Below are 20857 nucleotides of genomic sequence, written 5' to 3' on the forward strand. Positions count from 1 at the left end.
TTCGTAGCCGAGCGGCTTTCTGACCTTTTCAGCGACGCTACGCTTCAGACCACGACGGTCTGCGCCTCGCCTTCCTTGCTCGCGCGCACCGCGCCGATCTTCCAGACCTGCTCGCCGGCGGCCGACAACAGGCCGATCGCCTTTTCCGCATCGGCAGCAGACACGATCACGGCCATGCCGATGCCGCAGTTGAACACGCGATGCATTTCCGCGTCGGCGACGCCGCCGTGCTTCTGCAGCCACGAAAACAGCGGCGGCAGCGGCCATGCGCGGTGATCGAGCTCGGCCGTCAGGCCCTCTTTCAGCACGCGCGGAATGTTTTCGACCAGACCGCCGCCCGTGATGTGCGCCATGCCCTTCACTTCGAGCTGCTGCATCAGCGAAAGGAGCGGCTTCACGTAGATGTGCGTCGGCGCCATCAGCGCTTCGGCGAGCGAGCGGCCGTCGAAATCGGCGTTCAGGTCTGGCTGCGCGCGCTCGATGATCTTGCGCACGAGCGAATAGCCGTTCGAATGGATCCCGCTCGACGCGAGGCCCAGCACGACGTCGCCCGGCACGATCTTGCTGCCGTCGATGATCGTGCTCTTCTCGACCGCGCCGACCGCGAAGCCCGCGAGGTCGTATTCGCCGTCGGGGTACATGCCTGGCATTTCAGCCGTTTCGCCGCCGATCAGCGCGCAGCCGGCCAGTTCGCAGCCCGTCGCGATGCCCTTGACGACGGTGGCCGCCGTGCCGACGTCCAGCTTGCCGCACGCGAAATAATCGAGAAAGAAGAGCGGCTCGGCGCCTTGCACGAGGATGTCGTTGACGCTCATCGCGACGAGGTCCTGGCCGACGGTATCGTGCCTGTTCAGCTGGAACGCGAGCTTCAGCTTGGTGCCGACGCCGTCCGTACCCGACACGAGCACAGGCTCCTTGTACTTCTTCGGCACCTCGAACAGCGCGCCGAAACCGCCGATGCCGCCCAGCACGCCGTCGCGCAGCGTCTTCTTGGCAAACGGCTTGATCGCGTCGACGAGGGCGTCGCCCGCGTCGATGTCCACGCCTGCGTCGCGGTACGACAATCCTTGGGCCGAATCAGGGGAATTCGGGGCGGATTTCGGTTGATTCATGAGGGAAGAGCTCGAAGGTCGGTAAAATGCGATTTTACCCGATGCCGGCCGTGTGGCTGGAATTTGAAACGCCGCCTCCGACGACACGACACCTGGGAAATCCGCTTTGCAGCAAAACAGTCCGATCCTCACGCCGTATCAGCGCCGCGCCTTCATCTGGCTTGCCATCGCGCTAGCCGTGGGCATTCTCCTCTGGCTGCTGAGCCCCGTGCTCACGCCGTTCCTGCTCGGCGCGATCCTCGCTTACATTCTGCAGCCGGGCGTCGCGTGGCTCACGCGCCGGCGCGTGCCGCGCGGCCTCGCCGCGCTTCTGATGATGCTGCTGTTCGTGCTGATCGTCACACTGCTGGTGCTGCTCGTGCTCGCCGTCATCCAGAAGGAAGTGCCGCAGCTCAAGCAGCAGGTCCCCGGTTTCTTCTCGCACCTGCACTTCTGGCTGCAGCCGAAGCTCGCGATGCTGGGTCTCGCCGATCCGCTCGACTTCGCGAGCATCCGCGACATGGTGATGAGCCAGCTCGAAGGCAGCGCGCAGACGGTCGCGCTGTACGCGTGGACGTCGATCCGCACGAGTTCGAACGTGATGATCACGGTCGTCGGCAATGTGGTGATGGTGCCGCTCGTGCTGTTCTACCTGCTGTACGACTGGAACGCGATGCTCGCGCGCCTGCGCGGCTTCGTCCCGCGCCGCTGGTTCGCGAAGACGATCCACCTCGCGCGCGACATGGATCACATGCTGTCGCAATACCTGCGCGGCCAGTTGCTCGTGATGGGCGTGCTCGCGGTGTTCTATGCGGTCGCGCTGTATATCGCCGGCTTCGAGATCGCGCTGCCCGTGGGCATCTTCACGGGGCTCGCGGTGTTCATTCCGTACATCGGCTTCGCGACGGGCCTCGCGCTCGCGCTCGTCGCCGCCTTGCTGCAATTCGGCAACTGGTACGGCTTCGGCGCCGTCGCCGTGATTTATGGAATCGGCCAGATACTGGAGAGCTTCTTTCTGACGCCGCGACTCGTCGGAGAACGGATCGGCCTGCATCCGCTCGGGGTGATCTTCGCGCTGCTCGCGTTCGGGCAGCTGTTCGGCTTTTTCGGCGTGCTGCTCGCGCTGCCCGTGAGCGCTGTCCTCTCGGTCGCGTTTCGCGAGCTGCGGCAGAGCTATCTGTCGAGTTCGCTTTACAGGAACTGATCGCCTGTCGGTTATTCGGGGCTCATTTACGGCTTATCTATCGTGTCGCGCCAACTGACGCTCGATCTCGGCACCCCGCCGCCATCGACATTCGACAACTTCTTTGCCGGCGCCAACGCCGAGCTGGTCACGCGCCTGCGCGAACTGGACGCGGCGCTCACGGCGGGCCCCGTCGCGGACCGCACGTTCTACGTGTGGGGCGAGACAGGCAGCGGCCGCACGCATCTGCTGGAAGCGCTCGTGCACGAAGCGCCGCCGGGACACGCACGCTATGCCGGCCCGCAGAGCAGTCTCGCCGCGTTCGCTTTCGACCCTTCCGTCGCGCTGTATGCAATCGACGATTGCGACCGCCTGTCCGGCGCGCAGCAGATCGCGCTCTTCAATCTGTTCAACGAAGTGCGCGCACATCCGACGAGCGCGCTCGTCGCGACGGGCAACGCGGCGCCGATGGGACTCGAAGTGCGCGAGGACCTGCGCACGCGGCTCGGCTGGGGCCTCGTGTTCCACCTCGCGCCGCTCGCCGACGAAGGCAAGGCGGCCGTGCTGAAGCACGCGGCGCGCGAGCGCGGCATCAATCTCGCCGACGACGTGCCCGCCTATCTGCTCACTCATTTCCGCCGCGACATGCCGAGCCTGATGGCGCTGCTGGACGCGCTCGACCGTTTTTCGCTCGAACAGAAGCGCGCGGTGACGCTGCCGCTGTTGCGCACGATGCTGGCGTCGCCCGGCAACGGCGGCAACAGTGGCAACAGCGGCGGCGACGGGCCCGACGGCCCGCGCCGTGTCGCGTCCTGAGCCTCGTCATCCGCTTCAAGTAAAATAGTCCCCCATGGCCAACCTCGCTCTCTTCGACCTCGATCACACGCTCATCCCCACCGACAGCGACCACGAATGGGGCCGCTTCATGGTGAAGCTCGGCATCGTCGACGCCGAGAATTTCGCGCGTGAGAACGACCGCTTCTATGCCGACTACAAGGTCGGCAAGCTCGACATTCATGCATATCTGGTCGCCATGCTGACGCCGCTCGCGAAGTATTCGCGCGAGCAGCTGAAGGCGTGGCACGACCAGTACATGCACGAAGTGATCAAACCCGCGATCATTCCAGCCGCGATGGAACTGGTGCGCAAGCATCGAGATGCAGGCGACCTGTGCTGCGTGGTCACGGCGACCAACGAGTTCATCACGGCGCCCATCGCCGAAGCGTTCGGCGTCGAGAAGCTGATCGCGTGCGAAGTGGAGACGATCGACGGCCATCCGGCTTCGGCCTACACAGGCTTTCCGAAGGGCACGCCTAGCTACCGCGAAGGCAAGATCGTGCGCACGGAGGAATGGCTTGCGTCGCTGGGCAAAACCTGGTCGGACTTCGAGCGCAGTTATTTCTACAGCGATTCGCACAACGACATCCCGCTGCTCGAAAAGGTCACCGACCCGATCGCGACCAACCCCGACGACACGTTGCGCGCTCACGCGCAGAAGCACGGCTGGCGCATCCTCGAACTCTTTCAACCCACGTGATCAAGAAACTCATTCGCAAGCTGCTAGGACAGGACGCGGACCCCGCCGACGAGGCCGCGTCGTCCGCTCAAACCGACGACAATCCGCATAACGGCAACAGCCATGAACGCGCGCGCACCGGCCGCACGGCCGCCGCGTCGTCGAAAGGCAGTGCTGCATCATCGAAAGGCGGCTCGCGCCGCAAGCCGGCCGCGGCAGGCGTACCCGAGCCGGAAGCGCCCGTCATCATCTCCTCCGAAATTCACGGCATCGACCCGTCGCTGATTTCGCGCAACGCGATTCGCGTCACGGAAGGCCTGCAAGAAGCTGGCTTCCGCGCGTTCATCGTCGGCGGCGCGGTGCGCGACCTGCTGCTCGGCATCGCGCCGAAAGACTTCGACGTCGCCACCGACGCCACGCCCGAACAGGTGCAGAAGCTCTTTCGGCGCGCGCGCATCATCGGGCGGCGCTTTCAGATCGTGCATGTGCAGTTCGGCCAGGAAATCATCGAGACCTCGACGTTCCGCGCGCTGGTCGACGCGCCGGCCGCCGATGCCAATGTCAGCGCCGCGCCGCCGCGCCGCCTGAAGCGCGACGAGCTCGACCGGCGCACGCATGCCGTCGACGCGAGCGGCCGCGTTCTGCGCGACAATGTCTGGGGCGAGCAGCACGAAGACGCGACACGCCGCGACTTCACCGTCAACGCGATGTACTACGACCCCGCGACGCAGACGGTGCTCGACTATCACAACGGCATGTCCGACGTGCGCGCGCGCCTCCTGCGCATGATCGGCGACCCGGCCACGCGCTATCGCGAAGACCCCGTGCGCATGCTGCGCGTTGTGCGCTTCGCCGCGAAGCTCGATTTCGAAATCGAAGAAGCGACGCGCGCGCCGATCACGGATCTCGCCGATCTGATCAACAACGTGCCCGCCGCGCGTCTCTTCGACGAGATGCTCAAGCTGCTGCTGTCGGGCCATGCGCTCGCGTGCCTGCAACGTCTGCGCAAGGAAGGCCTGCATCACGGCCTCTTGCCGCTGCTCGACGTGGTGCTCGAACAGCCGCATGGCGAGCGGTTCATCACGCTCGCGCTGAACAACACCGACGCGCGCGTTCGCGCGGGCAAGCCGGTCTCGCCGGGCTTTCTGTTTGCGACGCTCCTGTGGCACGACGTCCAGCAACGCTGGCAGCAATACCAGGCGAACGCCGAATACCCGGTGCCTGCGCTTCATCAGGCCATGGACGACGTACTCGACATGCAGACGGAAAAGCTCGCGATCCACAAGCGCTTCTCGTCGGACATGCGCGAGATCTGGGGCCTTCAGCATCGCCTCGAAAAACGCTCGGGCCGGACCGCGCTGAAGCTGCTGGAACACCAAAGATTTAGAGCGGCGTATGATTTCCTCCTGTTGCGCTGCGAATCGGGCGAACTGGATGAGTCGGTCGGTTCGTGGTGGACGGAGTTCATCGAAGGAGACGCTGCCGCGCGCGAAGCACTGCTTGCGCAAGGCGGGAAGGACCGGACGCCCAGAAAACGACGGCGACGCAGCAGCCGCAATCGCAGCAAACAGGGCGACGGAATGGAGGGCGGAACGGGTTCAGGAAACCGCGCAGCGAACGATGCGAGCCAAGACGGCCCGCATGACGACTGACGCAGTTCCGGCGCGCGCCGTCGAACGCAAGTTGCAGGAAGTTATGCCATGACGGTTGCCTATCTCGGCCTGGGCGCGAATCTCGGGGACGCGCGCCAGACCCTGAAAGACGCGGTGGTGTGCCTGGCACAACAGCACACCATCACCGTGCTCGCGAAATCGAGCTTCTATCGAACCGCCCCGATCGACGCGGGCGGCGACGATTATCTGAATCTCGTCGTGAAGCTCGAAACGACGATGCCCGTGCGGCATCTGCTCGCGCTGTGCCACAAGATCGAGCATCAGTTCGGCCGCGAGCGCCCCTTTCGCAACGCGCCGCGCACGCTCGATCTCGACATCCTGCTTTACGGCGAACACGCAATCGACGAACCGGATCTGATCGTGCCGCATCCGCGGATGACGGAGCGCGCGTTCGTGCTCGTGCCGCTCGTCGAAATCGAACCCACGCTGATCATTCCGCAACGCGGCCGCGCCGATTCGTTTCTTGCGGCTGTCGCCGATCAGCGTATCGAGAAGATGAAGTCGGCGTGTCAATGTCCGATGGGGACCATGGCGAACGCAGCGCCAAATGCAGCGAGCGCGCAGACAGCCAATGATAGCGAAGCGGGCAACGCCCCCAAGGGCGGTTGCCGATGAACTCGCTGCCGATGACCGCCCCGCCGCTCACCGTCACCGCACCCGATCTGCGTCCGCCGCACGGCTATCTGACGATCGAAGGGCCGATCGGCGTAGGCAAGACCTCGCTCGCGCGCCGGCTCGCGCAACGCTGGTCGATGCACGAACTGTTCGAGCGCCCGCAGGACAATCCGTTTCTCGAACGCTTCTATCGCGACACGTCGCGCTATGCGTTGCCCGCGCAACTGAGTTTCGCGTTGCAGCGCGCGCAGCAGGTGCAGGACATCGACGCGCTACGCACGGCAGGCACGCCGCTCATCACCGATTTCATGACGCAGAAGAACGACATCTTCGCGCGTCTGACGCTGCAGGACGACGAATACCAGTTGTACCGCGCGCTGTCCGCACGGCTCGATGTGCCGGGCCCGGCGCCGGATCTGATCATCTATCTGCAGGCGAGCCCCGAGGTGCTGTTCTCGCGCATCCAGAAGCGCGCGGTGCCGATGGAGCTGCAGATCTCCGATGCGTACCTGCGCTCGCTGTGCGACGCGTACAACGAATTTTTCTATCACTACGACGGCGCGCCCGTTCTCACCGTCAACGCTGAACACCTGAATCCGCTCGATTCCGACGCGGACCTTGCTCTGCTCGTCGAGCGCGTCGAAACGATGCGCGGGCGCAAGGAATTCTTTGTCAAAGGCTCCGCGCTATAGCGTCTGGCTGTAGCGCGCTGCCGCATTCCCATCGGACATCCCATGACCTATTTGCAGGAGACGAGCCGCAGCGCCGTCACGGTCCCGAAACTGCAGGCGATGCGCGAGGCCGGCGAGAAGATCGCCATGCTCACGTGCTACGACGCGAGCTTCGCGGCGCTGCTCGATCGCGCGGGCGTCGACGTGCTGCTGATCGGCGACTCGCTCGGCAACGTGCTGCAAGGGCAAACGACGACGCTGCCCGTCACGCTCGATGACATCGCTTATCACACGGCGTGCGTCGCGCGCGCGCAGCCATCCGCGCTGATCGTCGCCGACATGCCGTTCGGCACGTACGGCACGCCCGCCGATGCGTTCGCGAGCGCCGTGAAGGTGATGCAGGCGGGCGCGCAGATGGTGAAGCTCGAAGGCGGCGAATGGCTCGCCGATACCGTGCGCTTTCTCGTCGAGCGCTCGGTGCCCGTGTGCGCGCATGTCGGACTCACGCCGCAATCGGTGCACGCGTTCGGCGGCTTCAAGGTGCAAGGCAAGACGGAAGCGGGCGCGAGCCAGCTGCTGCGCGATTCGCGCGCGATGCAGGACGCGGGCGCGCAACTGATCGTGATGGAAGCAATGCCGACGCTGCTCGCCGCTGAAGTGACGAAGCAACTGCGCATTCCGACGATCGGCATCGGCGCGGGCATCGAGTGCTCGGGTCAGGTGCTGGTGCTGCACGACATGCTGGGTATTTTCCCCGGCAAGCGTCCGCGCTTCGTGAAGGATTTCATGCAGGGACAGCCGAGCATTCTGGCTGCCGTCGAAACGTATGTGCGTGCCGTGAAGGACGGCACCTTTCCGGGGACCGAGCACACGTTCTGAGCGCGCCGTGAGAACACGCGGCGGCGTGTGCTGATACAGGCATACGCCACCGCTGTTGCCGTTCAGTCGCCGGCCGAAGCCGAACCAGACCTCCGGATTCTTTTAAGGCCGGTGCGATTCGGTGTTCGATTCGACGTGCAATTTCCGTCGTTTATCTTCGTTCTCGTTTCAACGCGCGGACCCGCGCGTCAACGGAGAGACGACCATGAGCCCCGTTTGCCTGATCGACGTCACGAGCATTCGTGACCACGCAAGCCCCCGTCATCAACACGACGACGTCACCTGGCACGAGCGTCTCGGCGCGTGGATCGGGCGACTGATCCATCGCCGTCGCGGCTGATGCGCGCGCTCTCCGATCCGCCGGCCAGAACAATCAACCGATAATCCGCGCCGGCAACGCCCCGCGCAGCGCATTGCAGAGCATCAGCGCCTCTGCGTTCGACACATCGTCCCGAGTCAATACGCGCTCGCCCGCCTGCATCGCGGGATCATCGAGCAGCACGCTCCGCATCACGCCCGGCAACACACCCGACGACAACGGCGGCGTCCACCACCGGCCTTCCAGCTTCACAAACACGTTCGATCGTCCGCCCTCGGTCAACTCGCCTTTCTCGTTGAAGAACAGCGTATCGAACGCATCATGGGTTTCGGCTTGCCGCCAGCCGCGATCGTATTCCGCGCGGCGCGTCGTCTTGTGCAACAACAGCGGATCGGCCGCCTGCGTCGTCGCGAACCCGTGATCGGGGCCGAGCAGCACGCCGACCACTTCCTCCGTCAGCGGAACAAGCAGTGCGCAGGTGATTTCCACCGCGCCCGTCTTGTCGAGGGTCAGCCGCATCCGGTGCGGTGTGTCGGCGCGCAGCGCGGCACATTGCGCGGCGAGCTTCGCGCGCACGGCCTCTTCATCGAAGGCGAAGCCCAGCCAGCGGGCGCTGCTTCCAAGCCGCGCGATATGACGATCGAGGTGCCGCACGCCGTCCTCATGTGTCGCGTACATCGTTTCGAACAGCTGGAAACCGGGATCGGCTTCCGTCAGAAAACGCGCTTTCAATTTGCACTCCGCGTATTCGTCTTGCGCGACGCTATCGAGCACGATACCCGCGCCGATGCCCATTTCGCCGCGCCGCCGGCCGGCCTGCGTCGGCGCGCCGAGCGTCAGCGTGCGGATCGCCACCGACAGGCAGAAATCGCCGCACTGCCGGCCAACTGCTTCGCCGAGATCCGGCTGCGCATCGAGCCAGCCGATCGCGCCCGTGTACAGGCCGCGCGGCGTCGATTCGAGTTGCTCGATCAGTTGCATCGTCTTGTGCTTTGGCGCGCCCGTGATCGAGCCGCACGGAAAGAGCGCGCGCAAGACATCGGCGAAAGTGGTGCGCGCCCGCATCGTCGCCGTGACGGTCGATGTCATCTGCCACAGCGACTGATACGGCTCGATCGAAAAAAGCGCCGGCGTTTTCACGGTGCCCGTTTCGGCAATCCGCGACAGGTCGTTGCGCAGCAAGTCGACGATCATCACGTTTTCCGCGCGATTCTTCGGATCGTGGGCGAGAAAATCGGCGGCCGCGCGGTCTTGCGCCGAATCGGTCGAGCGCGGCATGGTGCCTTTCATTGGCCGCGTGCGCAGCGAAGCGCCCTTCTTCTCGACGAACAGTTCCGGTGAGCACGACACGACCCAACGGCTGTCCGGCAACGCGATCAGCGCGCCGTAGTGCACCGACTGCCGCGCGCGCACTCGCCGGAACAGCGCGGCGGGCGTGCCGAACACGTCGAAGCCGAGCCGGTATGTGTAGTTGATCTGATAGGAGTCGCCGGCGCGCAAGGCGTCGTGAATCGCGCCGATGGCCTGCGTGAATTCGCGTTCGTCGACGCTCGCCTCGACGCCGCCGATGCCCGCCACCGACGGCTCGACAGCCGCGCTGTCGTACAGCGCGAGCCACGTGTCGACCTCGTCGCGCGACATCTTCTGGCAAGAATCGAACAACAAAAAACGCAGCGTGCCGGCGGCGCGCTGCGTCTTCTGATGCATGGCTCGTCCGAATTCGTAGTCGGCCAGCACGACGGCGAAAAGGCCGCCGTTCACATCGGCCGACACCGCCTCGCAGACGGCATCCAGTTGCGCGACGTCAGTGCACGCGCGCTCGTGCCGGAAGCCGGTGTAGAGCCGGCTCGTCCGGCGACCTGGCGTGGAGTCGCAGTCGTCCAGCAACGCGAAGACGGTGCCTCTTTCGTGAACCGCTGTTTCGTGAGACGTCATGCATACCGCCAACTTCGGAACGCGTTAGTCGAAGAAGCTCTTGACCCGGTCGAACCAGCTCTTGCTCTGCGGGCTGTGGCGCGCGCCGCCTTCGACCAGCGACTTCTCGAACTGCTGCAACAATTCGCGCTGCGACTCGGTGAGCTTGACGGGCGTTTCCACCTGCACGTGCACGTAGAGGTCGCCAGCGATGCTCGAACGCAGACCCTTGATGCCCTTGCTGCGCAGACGGAACGTCTTGCCCGACTGCGTGCCCTCCGGCACGGTGAAGCTCGCGCGCCCAGCGAGCGTCGGCACTTCGATCTCGCCGCCCAATGCCGCCTTCGTGAACGGGATCGGCATCTGGCAATGCAGGTCGTCGCCGTCTCGCTCGAATACCGGGTGCGCCTTGATGTGAATCTCGACGTACAGGTCGCCCGACGGACCGCCGTTGATGCCGGGCTCGCCATTGCCCGCCGAACGGATGCGCATGCCGTCGTCGATGCCTGCCGGAATCTTCACTTCCAGCGTCTTGGTTTCCTTCGTCTTGCCCGCGCCGTGGCAGTGCGTGCAAGGCTCAGGGATGTAGGTGCCCGTGCCGTGGCACTTCGGACACGTCTGCTGGATGCTGAAAAAACCCTGCGACATCCGCACCGCGCCCGCGCCGTTACAGGTCGGGCAGGTTTCCGGCTTCGTGCCCGGCTTTGCGCCCGAGCCATGACAGACTTCACACGACACCCAGCTCGGCACGCGGATCTGAGTATCGTAGCCGTGCGCGGCCTGTTCGAGCGTGATTTCCATGCTGTAGCGCAGATCGGCGCCGCGATACACCTGCGGACCGCTGCGGCCGCCGCGTCCACCGCCCGCCGCCTGGCCGAAGATGTCGCCGAAAATATCGCCGAATGCGTCGGCAAAACCGCCGAAACCCTGAGCGCCCGCTCCCGCCATGTTCGGATCGACGCCCGCATGGCCGTACTGGTCATAGGCCGCGCGCTTTTGCGAGTCCGACAGCATTTCATAGGCTTCCTTCACCTCTTTGAAATGCTCTTCCGCATCCTTGTTGCCCGGATTGCGGTCGGGGTGATACTTCATCGCGAGCTTGCGATAAGCCTTCTTGATTTCGTCGTCGCTCGCGTTCTTTGCGAGGCCCAGAACGTCGTAGTAATCCCGTTTCGCCATATCGGTTCAACGCCATCCGCGCACTGCGGCGCGGCGGCTCCTCTTGAATGCTGGAGTCTCGCGACTCGTAAGGCTTGGGCCTCGACCGCAATTACGGGTCAAAAGCCGCGCCCTCCATAAAACAAATGTGCCCGGAGAGCCAAAAAGGCTCGCCAGGCGCGTGATCCGGTCAAACGCCGCAGACTTCCGTCAGGCGCCAACCTCTTGCAGCCGGGCTGCGCATATCGTTATGCGCAGCCTTGCGGTTAAGGAGCAACCCGGCTTAGTCCTTCTTCACTTCCTTGAACTCGGCGTCCACGACGTCGTCGGCCTGCTGCTGGCTCGCGCCCGATGCTTCCGCGCCCGCCGCGCCACCCGCACCCGCGGCGCCTGCTGCACCTTGCGCCTGCATGTCGGCGTACATCTTTTCGCCGAGCTTCTGCGACGCCGTTGCAACTGTCTCGATCTTCGCTTCGATCGTAGCCTTGTCGCTCGAGCCGTTCTTCAGCGTCTCTTCGAGATCCTTCAGCGCGGCTTCGATCTTTTCCTTCTCGCCCGCGTCCAGCTTGTCGCCGTACTCAGTGAGCGCCTTCTTCGTGCTGTGGACCAGCGCGTCGCCCTGGTTGCGGGCATCCGCCAGTTCACGCAGCTTGTGATCTTCTTCCGCGTTCGCTTCCGCGTCCTTCACCATCTTCTCGATTTCGGCTTCGGACAGACCCGAGTTCGCCTTGATCGTGATGCGGTTTTCCTTGCCCGTGGCCTTGTCCTTCGCGCCGACGTGCAGGATGCCGTTCGCGTCGATGTCGAAGGTCACTTCGATCTGCGGCACGCCGCGCGGTGCGGGCGGAATGCCTTCCAGGTTGAACTCGCCCAGCAGCTTGTTGCCCGCCGCCATTTCGCGCTCGCCCTGGAACACCTTGATCGTCACGGCGCCCTGGTTGTCGTCCGCCGTCGAATACACCTGAGCGTGCTTCGTCGGGATCGTGGTGTTCTTGTTGATCATCTTCGTCATCACGCCGCCGAGCGTTTCGATGCCCAGCGACAGCGGCGTCACGTCGAGCAGCAGCACGTCCTTGCGGTCGCCCGACAACACCTGGCCCTGGATCGCCGCGCCGACAGCAACGGCTTCGTCCGGGTTCACGTCACGGCGCGGTTCCTTGCCGAAGAACTCCTTCACCTTTTCCTGCACCTTCGGCATGCGCGTCTGGCCGCCGACGAGAATCACGTCGTCGATTTCGCCGACCTTCACGCCTGCGTCCTTGATCGCGATGCGGCACGGTTCGATCGTGCGCTCGATCAGGTCTTCGACCAGCGCTTCCAGCTTGGCGCGCGTGATCTTCAGGTTCAGGTGCTTCGGACCCGATGCGTCCGCCGTGATGTACGGCAGGTTGATTTCCGTCTGCTGACCCGACGACAGTTCGATCTTCGCCTTTTCAGCGGCTTCCTTCAGGCGTTGCAACGCGAGCACGTCCTTCGACAGATCGACGCCCTGCTCTTTCTTGAACTCGCCGATGATGTAGTCGATGATGCGCTGGTCGAAGTCTTCACCGCCGAGGAACGTATCGCCGTTCGTCGACAGCACTTCGAACTGCTTCTCGCCGTCCACGTCCGCGATTTCGATGATCGAGATATCGAACGTGCCGCCGCCCAGGTCGAACACCGCGATCTTGCGGTCGCCCTTTTCGGCCTTGTCCAGACCGAACGCGAGCGCAGCTGCCGTCGGCTCGTTGATGATCCGCTTGACTTCGAGACCGGCGATGCGGCCCGCGTCCTTCGTGGCCTGGCGCTGGCTATCGTTGAAGTATGCCGGCACCGTAATCACGGCTTCCGTGACGGTCTCGCCGAGATAGTCCTCAGCCGTCTTCTTCATCTTGCGCAGGACTTCCGCCGACACTTGCGACGGCGCGAGTTTTTGCCCGTGCGCCTCGACCCATGCATCGCCGTTATCGTGCTTGACGATCTTGTAGGGCATCAGGCCGATGTCCTTCTGCACTTCCTTTTCTTCGAAGCGGCGGCCGATCAGCCGCTTGACCGCGTACAGCGTGTTCTTCGGGTTGGTGACGGACTGACGCTTCGCCGGCGCGCCGACGAGCACTTCGTTGTCGTCCATGTAGGCGATGATCGACGGCGTGGTACGAGCACCTTCCGAGTTCTCGATCACCTTGACCTGGTTGCCTTCCATCAGCGCCACGCACGAGTTGGTGGTGCCGAGGTCGATGCCGATGATTTTGCCCATTTTTACTAATCTCCTGACTTTGATCGCTGCGGGCATCGCTGGCTGGCCCATCCGGCCACCGGGCGCCCCGCCCTGAATTTCACCCTGCACTCAACATAAGTGCGCTCACATCGTTTTCAAGACCCCAAATACGATGCGGTCATTAAATTTTTTCAATCGGTGCGGCCGTTGTCCGAGGCTGGTTTGCCAGTCCCGCCAGCGGCGCCTGAGCCGGATGCGTCCGAGCCAGCCGCCGTGCCTGCCCCTGCGCCTACCGCGCCTGGGCCTTCGGCCGCGCGCATTTTCTCACGGGCCGCGGCGACGGCCGCCTCGAACTGTGCGAGCCCGTGCCAGCCGGTCGCCCGGCCGAGACGCTTGCCGCGATGGAAGAAGAACCATGTCGGCACGCCGTGCAGCATGAAGCGCCGGCCGAGATCGCGATGCTCGTAGACATTGCTGTGAAACCACCGCAGGCCGAGCGCGCGGATTGCGTCCGGCTGCGCGAGCATCGCCTTTTTCGCGATCTCGCAGTTGTAGCAATCGAGCCCCCAGAAAAACACCACCGCCAGGTTCTCCCCCGCGGACTGAAGCCCGGAGTCGAACGTTTCGGCGGTGAGTTCCTGCATGTCGAAGGCCGCGAACGCGGCGCTGTCGACGGGTATGCCGGCCATGATGGGTACGGACAGGCGCTTACCTGGGCGCCGCGACCGTCACCAGCGCCGGACGCAGCACGCGATCGGCGATCACGTAGCCCTTTTGCAGCACGGCGACGACGGTGTTCGGCTCCTGCTCGGCCGGCACCATCGAAATGGCCTGATGGCGATGCGGATCGAACTTCTCGCCGACCGGATTCAGCGCGACGACCTTGCCCTTTTCGAGCGCGCCCGTCAGCTGACGCAGCGTGAGTTCGACGCCTTCGCGCACCTTCGCCAGATCGTCGGTCGAATGCGCAACGGCGGCTTCGAGACTGTCGACGACGGGCAGCAAATGCTCGGCAAAACTTTCGATCGCGAATTTGTGCGCCTTCGCGACATCCTCCTGGCCGCGGCGGCGAACGTTTTCCGTCTCCGCTTTCGCGCGCAGGAAGCTTTCCTGCAGTTCAGCTAGTTTCGCCTGAGCTTCGGCCAGCGCGGCCTCGGCGTCTGCCTGCGCGGGTTGCGCCGGCTGTTCGGCAGCGCCCGCTTCCGGCTGCTGTGCCTGCTGCTCGCCCGATGCGGCCTCTGCGGCCTGGCGCGCTTCGTCGGCGGGCGTGGGGTTCTGGCTCGTCGGTTTCTCTTGCGTGTTTTCCATGTCGCTGAAATTCAAAAAAATTAAGGCCAAGAAACGGCGGAAGGGTCATGCGGACCACCCGATGGACGTTGTGCCGCTTACGACCCGCCGGCCGCGCATCAACCGTCGAAGTAAGGGCGCGTACGCCGTATTTCAAGGCACCCGAAAGGTTTTTTGCACCTTGCAGGCGCCCGGAAATGCGCGGTAACAAGCATTTCAGGCGCGTCATCATAATAAGATTGAGCGCGCTGCGCGAGTGTCCTAAACTCATCTTGAGCGTCCGAAAAGGCACGTTAACCCTAACCTGACGCCCACCTTACCACTAGCTGAACCGCCCGTTTCCGCTTGCAATCTCCAAGGGGAGTACCGTGAAACTGACCTTCGCTATATCGGTGGTCGCAATGGTACTCATCGCAGGCACCACGACCATCTGCATGTCCGGCGTCGTCAACGACCGCACGACCGAATACGGCGGCGTGCACGCGACGATCGAACAGCTGTTCAACCCCCACTGGAAATTTTGTCGATAACGCGTCTGTCGCGCTTGGTCGGCCGGCCATGTAACCCGGCGGCCGGCTCGCGATACGTCTTGCGCCGCTCATGCTCGAGCTGCCGCTTGTGCCTGCTCTCTTCGGTTTCCGCGTAGAGCGTCTGCGCGACGCTCGCCGGGCCGCGCACGTCGCATACGCCGAGCACCTCGACCTGCCACACGACCCGTTCGATCTCGATCTCGACCATATCGCCAACGCGCACATCCTTCGCCGGCTTCACGGCCGCACCGCCGATCCGCACCCGGCCCTTCTCGACGGCGTCCGCCGCGATCGAGCGCGTCTTGAAGAAGCGCGCCGCCCATAGCCATTTGTCGATGCGCAAGCGTGCGCCAGGTTCGGTAGAAATCTTGTAGTTCATCAGTCCTTCTTCGAGCGCCGAGGCGCGGTCATACGGAATACGTCTCGAAAGACGTCCGCCGGTCATGAACGCACATTGCATGCCGGACGCGAAATTTCAAGCCACGGATGCGCTTTGCGGCACGTTCGCCTGAACGGGCCAGCCTTGCAGATGCTGCGCGACGATTTCGCCGAGCGCCGCGATCCACGCCGGCGACGCGTTCAGGCACGGAATGGCGTGAAAAACTTTCCCGCCTGCATGAATGAATTCATCACGCACTTCCATGCCGATTTCCTCGATGGTTTCAAGGCAGTCGGCCGTGAAGCCCGGACAGAATACATCCGCGCGGCGCACGCCCGCCGCGCCCAGTTCCTTCAACGTCGGCGCCGTATAAGGCTGCAGCCACTCCGCCTTGCCGAAGCGCGACTGGAACGTCACGCGGCATTCGACGGACGTGAGCCCGAGCGCGTGCATCAACAAAGACGCCGTCTGCTGACATTGCTCGTGATACGGATCGCCCAGATCCAGCGTGCGCTTCGGCACACCGTGGAAGCTCAGCACGACCTTGTCGCCCGCTGCGAAATCGGGACGGCCGTGCGTGTGCCAATAGTGATTCACCTGCGCGGCCAGCGCCGCGATATACGCGGGATGGTCCGCGTACTGGCGCACGGTGCGGACTTCCGGCTGATTGCGCATCCGCTTGAGCGCAGCGAATGCATCGTCGAAGGCGGTAGCCGTGGTCGACGACGAATACTGCGGGTACATCGGCATCAGCAGGATGCGCTCGGCGCCTGCCAGCTTGAGCTGGTTGAGCATCGCGGGAATGCCGGGCGTGCCGTAGCGCATCGCGTAATCGACGATCACTGCATAGTCGTTCACCTGCAGCAGATGCCGCAGCCCTTCGGCCTGCTTCTCCGTGTGTACGCGCAACGGCGAGCCCTCCGGCATCCACACGGCTGCGTACTTCTTCGCCGATGCCGCGCCGCGAAACGGCAGGATCACGAGACGCAGGACGATCTGCCACAGGAACGACGGGATCTCGACCACGCGCGGATCGGACAGGAACTGCGCGAGATAGCGCCGCACAGCGCGAGGCGTCGGCGCATCGGGCGTACCAAGGTTGATGAGCAGTACGGCGACACGATGTGCCGCGGCAGGCTGCGAAGGTCGCTCGAGGTCGAAGCGCATAGGCTGGAGAAACGCCGCGCAGGCGCGGCACGTAATGGTCGTATTGAACGTATTGGGCTGGAGAACATTATAGCGGCGCGGTCTGCCGCCGATACCTGGCCATTCGGCCAACTGGCACGACGAAAAACGCCGCGCATGATGACCATCACAACGGCGGCGATGTGCCAGCGGACGTAGCGCGCCGTTGCTGCCGCTTACTGCTGACTGAGCGTCATCGAAAGCAGTCGGGCGGTGATGTCGACGATGGGAATCACGCGGTTGTACGCCATGCGCGTCGGCCCGATCACACCGAGCGTACCGACGATCTTGCCGTTCACTTCATACGGCGCGGTCACGACGCTCATTTCCTCGATGGGGACGAGATTCGACTCGCCGCCAATGAAAATCTGCACGCCTTGCGCGTGACTCGACACGTCGAGCAACTGAAGGAGACTCGTCTTTTGATCGAATACATCGAAGAGCTTGCGCAGCCGCGCCATATCCGACGACAGATCGGCGACTTCGAGCAGGTTGCGCTCGCCGGAAATCAACACGGTTTCGCCTGTGTCGGTGACGTCGGTGCTGGCGGTGACGGCCGCATGCATCAGCGTCGTCATGTCGCCGCGCAATTCGTCGATCTCTTCGCGCAGACGCCTTCGCACCTCGTCGAACGACAGGCCCGCGAAGTGTGCGTTGATGTAATTCGACGCCTCGGTGAGCTGGGACGGCGTGAAATCGCGCTGCGTCGCCATGATGCGGTTCTGCACGTCGCCTTCGGGCGTCACGATGATCAAGAGGATGCGCTTGTCGGACAGGCGCAGGAATTCAATCTGCTTGAACACGTGGCTGCGGCGCGGCGTCAGGATCACGCCCGCGAACTGCGACAGATTGGACAGCACGCTCGCCGCCGCCGCGACAACCTTCTGCGGCTCGCCGGGCTGGAGCGTCGTTTTCACCGCGCGCATCACGGCATCGTCATCGGCGGCGGGCTCGACGGTCAGCATCGTGTCGACGAAAAGCCGGTAGCCGCGTGGTGTCGGAATGCGTCCCGCCGACGTATGCGGACTGATAACGAGGCCCAGTTCCTCCAGATCGGACATCACGTTGCGGATGGTCGCCGGGCTGAGCTCGAGCCCGGAGTACCGCGACAATGTGCGCGAGCCAACCGGCTGACCCTCGGCGATATATCGCTCGATCAGCGTTTTCAGGAGGGTTTGTGCGCGAGGATCTAGCATGGCGAGCAAATTTTAGCGTAATGACCGAACAGCGAACCGAACAGCCGTCCATACAGCGGCGAGCACACGCCAGCATGCAACGCAACGGGTGCGCTGCCGCGGGCCACGCGCTGCGCAGCACCCCATCCGCGCTCGCGCCGCCGCTCGTTCGCCTATGCAGTCGTCACGTCTGTCATGAGGACTTCACCATTCTAACGATAATCGGCCAATGGCTGGACGGTAGCGCGCGGCGACGGGACATCCGCCCACCCGGCGCGCCCGCCGCCGACGGTTCTTTTCGGGTCGCACCTATGGTGTAATGCCGGCATGCAAGCTAACAGCCAGTTCAAGTCCGTTGCGCTCGTCGGGCGCAGCAATACGCCGGGCATCGGGGAGCCGCTGACCGCGCTCGCCACGTGCGTCGAAAAGCTCGGCTTCGAGGTCGCGTTCGAGGCGGAAACCGCGCACGAAATCGGCGTGACGCGCTGGCCAATGCTGCGTCCGGCCGAAATCGGCGCGCGCGCGGACGTCGCGATCGTACTCGGCGGCGACGGCACGATGCTCGGCATCGGCCGCCAACTGGCGCCGTACAAGACGCCGCTCATCGGTATCAACCACGGGCGGCTCGGCTTCATCACGGACATCCCGTTCTCTGACATGCGCGAGATCATCCCGCAAATGCTGTCGGGCAGCTTCGAGCGCGAAGAGCGCACGCTGCTCGAATCGCGGATCATGCGCGCCGGTCAGCCGATCTACCATGCGCTCGCGTTCAACGACGTCGTCGTGAACCGTTCGGGCTTTTCGGGCATGGCGGAACTTCGCGTGTCGGTGGATGGACGCTTTATGTACAACCAGCGCTCGGACGGTCTGATCGTCGCGACGCCGACGGGCTCGACGGCTTATGCGCTGTCGTCGCAGGGGCCGATTTTGCATCCGCAGCTCCAGGGACTCGTGCTCGTGCCGATCGCGCCGCATGCGCTGTCGAACCGGCCCATCGTGCTGCCCGACGATTCGAAGGTCAGCATCCAGATCATCTCGGGCCGCGACGTCAACGTGAACTTCGACATGCAGTCGTTCACCGCGCTCGAACTGAACGACACGATCGACGTGCGCCGCTCGCGCCATACGGTGCCGTTCCTGCACCCCGTCGGCTACAGCTATTACGCGACGCTGCGCAAGAAGCTGCACTGGAACGAATACCCGTCGCACGAAGACGACCCGGACGACTGAACGGGCTCGCACAGCCCGCAAGACGCCGCAGGACAACGTAACGCCAACCATCACGCAAGCCACGCCAGACAGACGAGCCATGCTCCGCCACCTCTCGATACGCGACTTCGTCATCGTCGCCGCGCTCGACCTCGAATTCGATAGCGGCTTTACGGTCTTCTCCGGCGAAACGGGCGCCGGCAAATCCATTCTGATCGACGCGCTCGCGCTGGCGCTCGGCTCGCGCGCCGATGCGAGCGTCGTGCGCTCGGGTGAAGCGCGCGCGGACATCACGGCGGAGTTCGAAACGCACCCACTCGTCGATGCATGGCTCGACGAGCAGGCGCTCGCCGCCGGTGAATCGGAACATGGCGATACGGTGATGCTTCGGCGCGTGATCGATGCAAACGGCCGCTCGCGCGCGTTCATCAACGGCACGGCAGCCACGCTCACGCAACTGCGCGAAGTCGGCGAAATGCTCGTCGATATTCACGGCCAGCACGCGCACCAACTTCTAATGCGCCCCGACGCGCAACGCGAGCTATTCGATACGCACGCGGGGCTGCTCGATACGAGCACAGCCGTGACGCGCGCGTGGCGTGCGTGGCGCGATGCGGCGCAGGCCGTCGAAACCGCGCAAACCCGGGACCGCGAGCTGCAACTCGAACGCGAGCGGCTCGCATGGCAGCTCACGGAACTGGACAAGCTCGCGCCTCAGCCCGGCGAGTGGGAAGAGGTCAACGCGGAGCATCGACGGCTGTCTCATTCGGCGAATCTGATCGACGGCGTGCAGGGCGCGCTATCCGCGCTGTCCGAATCCGACGACGCAATGATCGGGCATCTGTCGTCGATCATCTCGAAGCTGCGCGATCTCGCCGAGATCGATCCCGAGCTGAACGACGCGCTCGCGGCGCTGGAACCGGCCGAAATCCAGTTGCAGGAAGCCGCGTACTCGCTGAGTCACTACGCGCAGCGGCTCGAACTCGACCCCGATCGGCTCGCTCAGGTCGAAAAGCGTCTCGACGCGCTGCACTCGGCTGCACGCAAGTTCCGTCTGCAACCCGAAGCACTGCCGCAAGAGCATCAGGAACGCCGCGAACAGCTCGCAAGGCTCGATGCCGCCGCCGATCTCGACGCGCTCCGTGCCGCCGAGGTCAAGGCGAAAGACGCGTACGTCGCCGAAGCGAAGGTGCTGTCGAAGGCGCGCGCGAAGGCTGCGAAGGCGCTGGGCTCGGCCGTGACGGCGGGCATGCAGGAACTTTCGATGGCGGGCGGCAGCTTCGAGGTCGCGCTCGTGCCGCTGCCCGAAGGCGGCGCGCATGGGATGGAGCAGATCGAATTCCGCGTCGCCGGTCATGCGGGCGTGCCGCTGCGGCCGCTCGCGAAAGTGGCCTCGGGTGGCGAACTCGCGCGTATCAGTCTCGCCCTCGCGGTAATCGCTAGCACGGCGAGCCCCACGCCCACGCTGATCTTCGACGAAGTTGACACGGGTATTGGCGGCGGCGTCGCGGAAGTGGTCGGACGCCTGCTGCATCAGCTCGGCGAGCATCGCCAGGTATTGTGCGTGACGCATCTGCCGCAGGTCGCCGCACGCGGCGATCATCACTTCCAGGTCGCGAAGAGCGGCAACGGCAAGGGCGGTACGATCAGCACTGTCACGTCGCTGGACAAGACGAGCCGTATCGAAGAGGTCGCGCGCATGCTGGGCGGCCTGGAGATCACGGCCACCACGCGCAAGCACGCGAAGGAAATGCTGACGACGGCCTGAGTCCCGAACGGCGCGCGCGGCGTCCCATTGCTCGCGCGTGGCCGTTTGCGGCGCGGGCCACTCGGTCCCGGTATTCACCCAATTCGCCCGGTTCGCGCAAGCCCGTTT

The 20857-nt window shown here is 64.3% G+C and carries 20 protein-coding genes; 11 read left to right on the forward strand and 9 right to left on the reverse strand.

Going from position 1 to position 20857, the window contains the following annotated elements:
* Positions 1–44: 44 nt before the first annotated feature.
* Positions 45–1112 (reverse strand): phosphoribosylformylglycinamidine cyclo-ligase, encoded by a 1068-nt coding sequence (purM, locus tag AABE10_RS24100; protein WP_342935747.1) that lies wholly within the window; start codon positions 1110–1112, stop codon positions 45–47.
* A 106-nt stretch (positions 1113–1218) separates the two neighbouring features.
* On the opposite strand from purM, the gene AABE10_RS24105 reads away from it, so the two are divergent.
* From AABE10_RS24105 to AABE10_RS24140, 8 genes are all read left to right on the forward strand, one after another.
* Entirely contained in the window at positions 1219–2295 is a 1077-nt protein-coding gene (locus AABE10_RS24105) for an AI-2E family transporter (RefSeq protein WP_342935748.1), read from the forward strand.
* 42 nt (positions 2296–2337) lie between these two features.
* Positions 2338–3090 carry a DnaA regulatory inactivator Hda gene (gene hda / locus AABE10_RS24110; protein WP_342935749.1) on the forward strand — a complete coding sequence of 251 codons (753 nt, stop codon included), beginning with the start codon at positions 2338–2340 and terminating at the stop codon, positions 3088–3090.
* 34 nt (positions 3091–3124) lie between these two features.
* Positions 3125–3811 carry an HAD family hydrolase gene (locus AABE10_RS24115; RefSeq protein WP_342935750.1) on the forward strand — a complete coding sequence of 229 codons (687 nt, stop codon included), beginning with the start codon at positions 3125–3127 and terminating at the stop codon, positions 3809–3811.
* Positions 3808–5442, forward strand: a complete 1635-nt coding sequence (gene pcnB, locus AABE10_RS24120) for a polynucleotide adenylyltransferase PcnB (RefSeq protein ID WP_342935751.1) — start codon at positions 3808–3810, stop codon at positions 5440–5442. Before AABE10_RS24115 ends, pcnB begins: the two co-directional genes overlap by 4 nt.
* Positions 5443–5490: 48 nt before the next feature.
* Positions 5491–6078 carry a 2-amino-4-hydroxy-6-hydroxymethyldihydropteridine diphosphokinase gene (folK, locus tag AABE10_RS24125; protein ID WP_342935752.1) on the forward strand — a complete coding sequence of 196 codons (588 nt, stop codon included), beginning with the start codon at positions 5491–5493 and terminating at the stop codon, positions 6076–6078.
* Between the two features lie 11 nt (positions 6079–6089).
* A complete protein-coding gene (locus AABE10_RS24130; RefSeq protein ID WP_342935927.1) occupies positions 6090–6770 on the forward strand; it encodes a deoxynucleoside kinase in 681 nt (226 codons plus the stop codon).
* 42 nt (positions 6771–6812) lie between these two features.
* Positions 6813–7628, forward strand: a complete 816-nt coding sequence (gene panB / locus AABE10_RS24135; RefSeq protein WP_342935753.1) for a 3-methyl-2-oxobutanoate hydroxymethyltransferase — start codon at positions 6813–6815, stop codon at positions 7626–7628.
* A gap of 205 nt (positions 7629–7833) precedes the next feature.
* A complete protein-coding gene (locus tag AABE10_RS24140) occupies positions 7834–7968 on the forward strand; it encodes a hypothetical protein (RefSeq protein ID WP_342935754.1) in 135 nt (44 codons plus the stop codon).
* Between the two features lie 33 nt (positions 7969–8001).
* Here the strand turns inward: AABE10_RS24140 and AABE10_RS24145 are convergent, their stop codons facing one another.
* The 5 genes from AABE10_RS24145 to grpE all read right to left on the reverse strand — a co-directional run bounded on the left by AABE10_RS24145 (position 8002) and on the right by grpE (position 14524).
* Positions 8002–9882 (reverse strand): bifunctional anthranilate synthase component I family protein/class IV aminotransferase, encoded by a 1881-nt coding sequence (locus tag AABE10_RS24145; protein ID WP_342935755.1) that lies wholly within the window; start codon positions 9880–9882, stop codon positions 8002–8004.
* 24 nt (positions 9883–9906) lie between these two features.
* On the reverse strand, positions 9907–11040 hold the full coding sequence (gene dnaJ, locus AABE10_RS24150) for a molecular chaperone DnaJ (RefSeq protein ID WP_342935756.1): 1134 nt from the start codon (positions 11038–11040) through the stop codon (positions 9907–9909).
* A gap of 262 nt (positions 11041–11302) precedes the next feature.
* Positions 11303–13255: a molecular chaperone DnaK gene (gene dnaK, locus AABE10_RS24155; RefSeq protein WP_342935757.1), complete on the reverse strand. Its 1953-nt coding sequence runs from the start codon at positions 13253–13255 to the stop codon at positions 11303–11305.
* A gap of 152 nt (positions 13256–13407) precedes the next feature.
* On the reverse strand, positions 13408–13905 hold the full coding sequence (locus AABE10_RS24160; RefSeq protein WP_342935758.1) for a thioredoxin family protein: 498 nt from the start codon (positions 13903–13905) through the stop codon (positions 13408–13410).
* 19 nt (positions 13906–13924) lie between these two features.
* A complete protein-coding gene (gene grpE / locus AABE10_RS24165; protein WP_342935759.1) occupies positions 13925–14524 on the reverse strand; it encodes a nucleotide exchange factor GrpE in 600 nt (199 codons plus the stop codon).
* Between the two features lie 347 nt (positions 14525–14871).
* On the opposite strand from grpE, the gene AABE10_RS24170 reads away from it, so the two are divergent.
* Entirely contained in the window at positions 14872–15033 is a 162-nt protein-coding gene (locus AABE10_RS24170; RefSeq protein ID WP_177200512.1) for a hypothetical protein, read from the forward strand.
* Here AABE10_RS24170 and AABE10_RS24175 read toward each other — a convergent pair.
* The 3 genes from AABE10_RS24175 to hrcA all read right to left on the reverse strand — a co-directional run bounded on the left by AABE10_RS24175 (position 15005) and on the right by hrcA (position 17793).
* A complete protein-coding gene (locus AABE10_RS24175; RefSeq protein WP_342935760.1) occupies positions 15005–15412 on the reverse strand; it encodes an RNA-binding S4 domain-containing protein in 408 nt (135 codons plus the stop codon). The genes AABE10_RS24170 and AABE10_RS24175 overlap by 29 nt on opposite strands.
* Before the next feature lie 96 nt (positions 15413–15508).
* Positions 15509–16579, reverse strand: coding sequence for a ferrochelatase (hemH, locus tag AABE10_RS24180; protein WP_342935761.1), 1071 nt, complete (start codon positions 16577–16579; stop codon positions 15509–15511).
* A gap of 194 nt (positions 16580–16773) precedes the next feature.
* Entirely contained in the window at positions 16774–17793 is a 1020-nt protein-coding gene (hrcA, locus tag AABE10_RS24185) for a heat-inducible transcriptional repressor HrcA (RefSeq protein WP_090870768.1), read from the reverse strand.
* A gap of 306 nt (positions 17794–18099) precedes the next feature.
* Here hrcA and AABE10_RS24190 point away from each other — a divergent pair, with 306 nt between their 5' ends.
* The gene (locus tag AABE10_RS24190; protein WP_342935762.1) at positions 18100–19002 is read left to right on the forward strand and encodes an NAD kinase; all 903 of its coding nucleotides are present in this window, start codon (positions 18100–18102) and stop codon (positions 19000–19002) included.
* Positions 19003–19081: 79 nt separating this feature from the next.
* Positions 19082–20749, forward strand: coding sequence for a DNA repair protein RecN (gene recN / locus AABE10_RS24195; RefSeq protein ID WP_342935763.1), 1668 nt, complete (start codon positions 19082–19084; stop codon positions 20747–20749).
* The last annotated feature ends 108 nt before the right edge of the window (positions 20750–20857 follow it).

The organism is Paraburkholderia diazotrophica (assembly GCF_038900755.1).
Lineage (GTDB): Bacteria > Pseudomonadota > Gammaproteobacteria > Burkholderiales > Burkholderiaceae > Paraburkholderia > Paraburkholderia diazotrophica_A.

Coding starts and splice junctions, on each gene's coding strand:
- dnaJ (WP_342935756.1), bottom strand. CDS start 11,040: ATGGCGAAACGGGATTACTACGACGTTCTGGGCCTCGCAAAGAACGCG.
- AABE10_RS24130 (WP_342935927.1), top strand. CDS start 6,090: ATGACCGCCCCGCCGCTCACCGTCACCGCACCCGATCTGCGTCCGCCG.
- hemH (WP_342935761.1), bottom strand. CDS start 16,579: ATGCGCTTCGACCTCGAGCGACCTTCGCAGCCTGCCGCGGCACATCGT.
- hrcA (WP_090870768.1), bottom strand. CDS start 17,793: ATGCTAGATCCTCGCGCACAAACCCTCCTGAAAACGCTGATCGAGCGA.
- AABE10_RS24190 (WP_342935762.1), top strand. CDS start 18,100: ATGCAAGCTAACAGCCAGTTCAAGTCCGTTGCGCTCGTCGGGCGCAGC.
- AABE10_RS24160 (WP_342935758.1), bottom strand. CDS start 13,905: ATGGCCGGCATACCCGTCGACAGCGCCGCGTTCGCGGCCTTCGACATG.
- folK (WP_342935752.1), top strand. CDS start 5,491: ATGACGGTTGCCTATCTCGGCCTGGGCGCGAATCTCGGGGACGCGCGC.
- AABE10_RS24145 (WP_342935755.1), bottom strand. CDS start 9,882: ATGACGTCTCACGAAACAGCGGTTCACGAAAGAGGCACCGTCTTCGCG.
- dnaK (WP_342935757.1), bottom strand. CDS start 13,255: ATGGGCAAAATCATCGGCATCGACCTCGGCACCACCAACTCGTGCGTG.
- recN (WP_342935763.1), top strand. CDS start 19,082: ATGCTCCGCCACCTCTCGATACGCGACTTCGTCATCGTCGCCGCGCTC.
- AABE10_RS24115 (WP_342935750.1), top strand. CDS start 3,125: ATGGCCAACCTCGCTCTCTTCGACCTCGATCACACGCTCATCCCCACC.
- grpE (WP_342935759.1), bottom strand. CDS start 14,524: ATGGAAAACACGCAAGAGAAACCGACGAGCCAGAACCCCACGCCCGCC.
- panB (WP_342935753.1), top strand. CDS start 6,813: ATGACCTATTTGCAGGAGACGAGCCGCAGCGCCGTCACGGTCCCGAAA.
- AABE10_RS24140 (WP_342935754.1), top strand. CDS start 7,834: ATGAGCCCCGTTTGCCTGATCGACGTCACGAGCATTCGTGACCACGCA.
- purM (WP_342935747.1), bottom strand. CDS start 1,112: ATGAATCAACCGAAATCCGCCCCGAATTCCCCTGATTCGGCCCAAGGA.
- AABE10_RS24175 (WP_342935760.1), bottom strand. CDS start 15,412: ATGAACTACAAGATTTCTACCGAACCTGGCGCACGCTTGCGCATCGAC.